The organism is Corynebacterium sp. (assembly GCF_012838985.1).
GTDB lineage: Bacteria > Actinomycetota > Actinomycetes > Mycobacteriales > Mycobacteriaceae > Corynebacterium.
Genome location: NZ_DUOE01000107.1, coordinates 1 through 5,186, shown reverse-complemented (window position 1 = coordinate 5,186; position 5,186 = coordinate 1). Strand labels below are relative to the sequence as shown.

The 5,186-nt window shown below is 68.9% G+C and carries 5 protein-coding genes, 2 tRNA genes and 1 pseudogene; 3 read left to right on the top strand and 5 right to left on the bottom strand.

Annotated elements, in window-relative coordinates:
- Nucleotides 1-95: pseudogene (locus GXZ33_RS06265) on the bottom strand (ABC transporter ATP-binding protein); the annotation flags it as partial.
- A 10-nt stretch (nt 96-105) separates the two neighbouring features.
- A complete protein-coding gene (locus tag GXZ33_RS06260; protein WP_291339995.1) occupies nt 106-1,005 on the bottom strand; it encodes an ABC transporter permease in 900 nt (299 codons plus the stop codon).
- 215 nt (nt 1,006-1,220) lie between these two features.
- Here GXZ33_RS06260 and GXZ33_RS06255 point away from each other — a divergent pair, with 215 nt between their 5' ends.
- On the top strand, nt 1,221-2,420 hold the full coding sequence (locus GXZ33_RS06255) for an aminotransferase class V-fold PLP-dependent enzyme (protein ID WP_291339994.1): 1,200 nt from the start codon (nt 1,221-1,223) through the stop codon (nt 2,418-2,420).
- Here the strand turns inward: GXZ33_RS06255 and GXZ33_RS06250 are convergent.
- Entirely contained in the window at nt 2,417-3,376 is a 960-nt protein-coding gene (locus GXZ33_RS06250; RefSeq protein ID WP_291339993.1) for an NAD(P)H-quinone oxidoreductase, read from the bottom strand. The genes GXZ33_RS06255 and GXZ33_RS06250 overlap by 4 nt on opposite strands.
- Before the next feature lie 61 nt (nt 3,377-3,437).
- Here GXZ33_RS06250 and GXZ33_RS06245 point away from each other — a divergent pair.
- A tRNA-Ser gene (locus tag GXZ33_RS06245) sits at nt 3,438-3,522 on the top strand.
- A gap of 31 nt (nt 3,523-3,553) precedes the next feature.
- Here the strand turns inward: GXZ33_RS06245 and GXZ33_RS06240 are convergent.
- On the bottom strand, nt 3,554-3,931 hold the full coding sequence (locus tag GXZ33_RS06240; protein WP_291339992.1) for a phage holin family protein: 378 nt from the start codon (nt 3,929-3,931) through the stop codon (nt 3,554-3,556).
- A gap of 3 nt (nt 3,932-3,934) precedes the next feature.
- Nucleotides 3,935-4,957 (bottom strand): histidinol-phosphate transaminase, encoded by a 1,023-nt coding sequence (hisC, locus tag GXZ33_RS06235; protein WP_291339991.1) that lies wholly within the window; start codon nt 4,955-4,957, stop codon nt 3,935-3,937.
- A 79-nt stretch (nt 4,958-5,036) separates the two neighbouring features.
- On the opposite strand from hisC, the gene GXZ33_RS06230 reads away from it, so the two are divergent.
- Nucleotides 5,037-5,125: transfer RNA gene (locus tag GXZ33_RS06230), tRNA-Ser, on the top strand.
- The last annotated feature ends 61 nt before the right edge of the window (nt 5,126-5,186 follow it).

The window sequence follows — 5,186 nt, the reverse complement described above, 5'->3', positions numbered from 1 at the left end:
CCCGCGGTGGACAGGAAGGCCTTCTTCATGGAACGCGACTTGGCGTCGAAGATGGGGAAGTCGACGCAGGCGTTGTAGGTGTCGATGGATACCAAGGGAGTCCTCCTAGACCCAGTAGCTCACGCGGAAACGCCACTGCTTCATGGCGAGCAGGGCCAGCAGCAGACCGACGACGGTGCAGCCCAGCACGATCCACCAGTGGTAGGCGGCGATGGGCTGGCCGATCAGGGGGGCGCGGATGATCTCCATGTAGTGGAACAGGGGGTTGATCTCGGCGAGGAGGGCGCGCTGTGCGATGTCGCCGCCCTGCTCCTTGAGGGTCTGCGTGGTCCAGACGATCGGGGTGACGTAGAACAGCAGCTGGACCATCGCCTCGAGCAGCGGGGCGACGTCACGGTAGCGGGTGGCGATGATGCCGAAGAGCATGGTCACCCACACGCCGTTGAGGATGAGCAGCGCCATCGCGGGGATCGCGAGGAACACCTCCCAGCCCAGGGCGCGGGGGAAGATCATCATGAGGATCACCCAGATGACCAGGTTGTGCGCGAGGAACAGGGCCTGGCGCCACACGAGGCGGTAGACGTGCACCGACAGGGCGGAGGGGAGCTGTTTGATCAGGCCCTCGTTGTCGATGAAGATGTCCGCGCCGTCCTTGATGCAGCCGGAGATGAAGCCCCACATGATGAGGCCGACGGTGACGTGCGGGAGGAACTCCGCGACGGGGATCTGGAAGAGCATGGAGTACAGCAGGCCGAGGGCGAGCGCCATCACGCCGGTGGCGATGGTGATCCACAGCGGGCCGAGCGTCGAGCGGCGGTAGCGCTGCTTGATGTCCTGCCAGCCGAGCTGGAGCCACAGTTCGTGCTGCCGGAATCCGCGGACGAGATCGTGCCAGGCGGCACCGAAGGTCGTCGACTGGGAGGCCGGCGGGTCGGTGACGGCGCTGGTGGTCATGCGTGCGACGTCGGCACGCAGCTGTTCTCGGGTCCGGGTTTGTTCCTGCACACCGACCACCCTATCCCTGCTGGGTGCGGGAATCGGACACCCGCCTCCGGCTGGGTCGGGTTCTGTGAATTCGGTGTGGGTTCGGTGGGTGAAAAGCCCGCTTTAATGCCCGTTCACCAGCGGTTTCGGAAGAAACTTCCGGCACCGGGGGCGATGGTGCATGGATCGGGGGAAAGAGGCATACTGGACAGTCGTGTGGGAAGGAGTTGCGGAAAATGGTCTTTGACGTCGCCAGGGTGCGGGGGCAGTATCTGTCACTCGGCGACGGGTGGACCTATCTCAACGCGCACCAGTGTCCGCAGATCCCGGAGCGGGTCTCCGCGGCCGTGTCGCGGTCCTTCCGTCTGGCCTCCGCCCCGGCGGAGGTGGAGCAGTCCTCGGGTTCGCACTCCCGCGCGATGGAGCCGGGCAGGCTGCAGGGGGATGAGCTTCTCGACGACGCCCGGCTCGCCATCGCTGACCTCGTCTGCGCGACCCCGGACCGGGTGCTGCTCGGCCCGAGCCTCGAGATGCTGTACCTGGTGCTGGCGCGTGCGATGCGTCCGTTGCTGCGGCGCGCGTCGGTGGTGCTCTCGGGGCTGGATTCCCCGGGCCTGCAGGATCCTTTCGCCGAGGTGGCGCCGACGGTCCGCTGGGCCCGCCCCGATCTGGGTACCGCGGCGCTGCCGGCTTCGCAGTACCGCGATCTGGTGGACGGTTCGAGCCGTCTGGTCACGGTCTCCGCGGCGCACGGTCACCTGGGCACGGTCGCCCCGGTGGGGGACATCGTCGAGTTCACGCGGGAGCGTTCCCGGGCGTGGGTGCTTGTGGACGCCACGGCGTACCTCTCCTACCGCCCCCTCGACGTCGCGGACTGGGACGCCGACATCGTCGCCGTCGACCTCGCGGCCCTGGGTGGTCCGCAGGTCGCGGCCCTGGTGTTCCGTGATCCGGCGATGTTCCGGCGTCTCGACCCGGTGCTCGACGTGCCGGTCGCCCCAGGCCTGGCCGGGGGCGTGTCGACGCTCATCGACCACCTCGCGGAGCTCACCGACGCGGTGGGCACCCGCCGGACCCGCCTGCACGCCTCGAAGCGGGAGCTGGCCGGTCACCTCGCGGGGCTGACGCGGGAGCTCACCGGTCTGCTCGGGGCGCTGCCGACGGTCCACATCCTGGGTGTGTCCGGGGAGGCCGGTGACGGCGGCCGCGGCGACCGCGTGGGGCGCATGTCCTTCGCGGTGCGGGGCGTCCCGGCGGAGACGGTGCACCAGCGTCTGCTGGACAACGGCCTGGTCACGACGATCCTGCCGCCCTGCCCCCTGACCGCCGACATGGGTGTCGACGAGGTCGGTGGCGCCGTGACCGTCTCCCTCAGCCCGTTCAGCACCCGCCACGACCTCGAGCACCTGACCCGGGTCGTGGCCTCCCTGGCCTAGTTGACCTCGAGGACGATCTTGCCGGTCACCGCACCGGAGTCCAGCAGGTCGTGGGCGGCCGCCGCCTCGGCGAGGGGGAAGGTGGCGTGGATGTGGTGGGAGATGCGGCCGTCGGCGAGCATGGGCCACACGTTCTCGACGGTCGACCGGACGATCTCCGCCTTGCCCTCCAGCGAGCGGGCGCGCAGCGTCGTGCCGCGGACCGAGAGGCGACGCGGCAGCAGCGCGCCGAGGTTGATCTCGGCCTTCACGCCGCCCTGCAGGCCGATGATGATGAGCTGGCCGTCCTCGTTGAGTGCGCGCAGGTTCTGCTGCAGGTACTTCGCACCCATGATGTCGAGGATGACGTCGCACCGGCCCTTGAGCTCCTCGGAGAAGTCCTGCTCGCGGTAGTTGATGAGGATGTCCGCCCCCAGCTCGCGGCAGGTCTCCAGCTTCTCCGCACTGCCGGCGGTGACCGCGACGGTCGCTCCGAGCTGCTTGCACAGCTGGATGGCGAAGGTGCCGATACCGCCCGCGCCGCCGTGGATGAGCACGGTCTGGCCCTCGCGGACGTCGGCGATCATGCCCAGGTTCGACCACACGGTGCAGGCGACCTCGACGATCGCGGCCGTCTCGGTGGGGGAGTAGCCCTCCGGGACCGGCATGAGCTGGCCCTCGGGGACGGCCACGTACTCGGCGTAACCGCCGCCCGCCATGAGGCAGCCGACCGCCTCGCCCTTCCGGCGGCCCGTGGTGCCCGGGTCCTCGATGACGCCGGCGCACTCGAGGCCGATGATCTCCGACTCGCCGGGCGGCGGCGGGTAGTAGCCGCGGGCCTGGAGGAGGTCGCCGCGGTTCACGCCCGCGGCCTGCACCTTCACCAGCACCTCCCCGTCCCTGAGCTGGGGGAGCTCGGTCTCGACGAGCTCGAGCGAACGCGGATCATCCGGGTTGGTCAACTGAATTGCCTTCATGCGCTCCCAGAGTAGGGAAGTTCCGGGGGCGGGGGTGGCTCGGGTAGAGTTCTCCGACGAAGGAGATGTGGCAGAGCGGCCGAATGCACTGGTCTTGAAAACCAGCGAGGTTCATTCCTCCAGGGGTTCAAATCCCCTCATCTCCGCAGAGGACCCGCGCCCCGGTCAGGGCGCGGGTCATTTCTTCGGCGCCACCATGCCCGTCACCAGGCCGAGCACCCACGTGGCCACACCCATGACCACCGCGCCGAGCAGCGCCGGAACGAAGCCGTCCACCGACAGGCCCAGGCCCAGCGCGCCGGAGAGCCAGCCGGTGAACATGAACAGCAGCGCGTTGATGACCAGCGAGAACAGTCCCAGCGTGAGCACCTTCAGCGGGGTGCCCAGCGCGTGCGCGAGGGGGCTGACCACGGCGTTGACCGCCATGAACAGCAGCGCCACCCAGATGAACGCCCACGGGTCGTCCGGCGGGGTGACGTCGACACCCGTGACGACCCGGGTGACGAAGAACAGCGCGATCGCCGTCGTGATGATGCTCAGCAGAAAACGGATCATGACCTACAGCCCGGCTTTCCCGCAGGCCGCCAGCAGCTGGTCGGCCTCCTCCTCGGTGGTCACGGTGATGCGCACACCCTCGGGGAAGGCGCGCACCAGCACGCCCTGCTCGGTGAGTCGGGCGGCGTAGTCCTCCGGGTCCACGTCCGGCAGCCAGATGAAGTTCGCCTGACTACGGCGGGCACCGAGGGCGTCGGCGACGCGGTCGCGCTGCACGACGGTCTCCTCGGTGCGTTCCAGCAGCTCATCGGCGGCGGCCAGGCTGGCCAGCGCGCCGGCCTGCGCCACCACGTTCACGGCGAAGGGGATGCACACCTTGTTCAGGGCGGCGATGAGCTCCTCGGAGCCGAAGGCGTAGCCGACGCGCACACCCGCCAGGCCGTAGGCCTTGGAGAAGGTGCGCAGACCCACGACGTTCGGGTACTCGGCGACCGCCTCGGTGCCCACCACCGTGTCCTCCGCGCGGTTGTACTCGAAGTACGCCTCGTCCAGACCGACGACGACATCCTCCGGCACCCGGGCCATGAAATCATCGAACTCGGCCTGCGTGATCACCGCGCCGGTGGGGTTGTTCGGGTTGCACAGGAAGATGAGCTTCGTGCGCTCGGTGATGAGCTCGGCCATGCGGTCGAGGTCGTGCCGGCCGTCGTCGAGAAGCGGGACCGCCACCGGCGTCGCGCCCACGACCTGCGCGAACAGGGGGTACGCCTCGAAGCTGCGCCACGGAAAGAGGACCTCGTCGCCGGGGCCCGAGGTGATCTGCACCAGCTGCTGGCACAGCGCGGAGGAACCGCAGCCGACGGTCACCTGCTCCGGGGTGAGGTCGAGGTGCTCGGCCAGCGCCTCCTTCAGCTCCGTGGAGAACATGTCCGGGTAGCGGTTCGCCCCCGCGGCCGCCGCGGCCATCGCCTCCGCGGCGCTGGCCAGCGGTGTGGTGGCGACCTCATTCGAGGAGAGCTTCAGCGCGTCCGGCTGACGCTTTCCGGGTACGTAGGCGGGCATGGCGGCAAGGTCAGGGCGGATCATGGGCCTGAGTCTAGGCGGTTTGGCCTCCGGGCGGTCCGGCGGGTAGGATTCCTGCAGTTGCACCGTTACCGGTGCAGCTGGAGACGTGCCAGAGTGGCCGATTGGGGCTCCCTGCTAAGGAGTTGCCTGCTTTGCGGCGGGCCGGAGGTTCGAATCCTCTCGTCTCCGCGCGCCCGTAGCTCAACGGATAGAGCATCTGACTACGGATCAGAAGGTTGGGGGTTCGAAT

What these genes read in the sequence shown, in the direction of transcription:
- GXZ33_RS06250 (WP_291339993.1), bottom strand. Translation starts at nt 3,376, where the DNA reads ATGAAGGCAATTCAGTTGACCAACCCGGATGATCCGCGTTCGCTCGAG.
- GXZ33_RS06255 (WP_291339994.1), top strand. Translation starts at nt 1,221, where the DNA reads ATGGTCTTTGACGTCGCCAGGGTGCGGGGGCAGTATCTGTCACTCGGC.
- hisC (WP_291339991.1), bottom strand. Translation starts at nt 4,957, where the DNA reads ATGATCCGCCCTGACCTTGCCGCCATGCCCGCCTACGTACCCGGAAAG.
- GXZ33_RS06240 (WP_291339992.1), bottom strand. Translation starts at nt 3,931, where the DNA reads ATGATCCGTTTTCTGCTGAGCATCATCACGACGGCGATCGCGCTGTTC.